The 715-nt window shown below is 46.6% G+C and carries 1 protein-coding gene and 1 pseudogene; both read left to right on the top strand.

Going from position 1 to position 715, the window contains the following annotated elements; translation table 11 throughout:
* Window positions 1-81: pseudogene (rpsJ, locus tag A3763_RS26190) on the top strand (30S ribosomal protein S10); the annotation flags it as partial.
* Window positions 82-199: 118 nt separating this feature from the next.
* Window positions 200-715, top strand: a 516-nt coding sequence (gene rplC, locus A3763_RS26185) for a 50S ribosomal protein L3 (protein ID WP_068760749.1), incomplete at its 3' end; no start/stop codon positions are given.

Raw genomic sequence — 715 nt, 5'->3', positions numbered from 1 at the left:
GAGCCTACAGAAAAAACTGTAGATGCACTAATGAAACTTGACCTGGCAGCTGGCGTAGACGTTCAGATTAGTCTTGGTTAAGTTTTTCCAACTTTTCTAAAAAGTTGGTGCCGTTCAAGTTAGATCGAGCGGTAAAGTGTAACTACCTAATTTATAGGGCCATAGAGGGTGAAAGCCCCGTACACTTAAGAGGTGAAAAATGGCGATTGGTTTAGTCGGCCGTAAGGCTGGGATGACTCGAGTTTTTACAGACGAAGGTGCATCCATTCCGGTAACGGTTATCGAGGTTGAAGATAACCGTATCACACAGGTGAGAACAGACGATGTTGATGGTTACCGTGCAATTCAGGTAACTGTTGGTGAGCGTCGCGCTTCTCGCGTATCTAAAGCTGCAGCTGGACATTTTGCGAAAGCAGGTGTTGAAGCGGGTCGTGGTCTTTGGGAATTCCGTTTGGCGGAAGGCGAAGGCGAAGATCTTAAAGCAGGTGACGCACTTAATGCGACAGTCTTCGAAGTTGGTCAGATTATTGATGTAACTGGTCAGTCTAAAGGTAAAGGTTTCCAGGGCGGTATTAAGCGTTGGAACTTTGGCATGCAAGATGCGACGCATGGTAACTCGTTGTCACACAGATCAAACGGTTCAATTGGTCAGTGTCAGACGCCAGGTCGTGTTTTTAAAGGCAAGAAGATGTCAGGTCACATGGGTGCTGAACAA

The sequence above is a fragment of the Oleiphilus sp. HI0128 genome (assembly GCF_001635365.1).
Note: the sequence above shows the minus strand (reverse complement) of the source record. Positions and strands in the feature narration are given on the sequence as shown.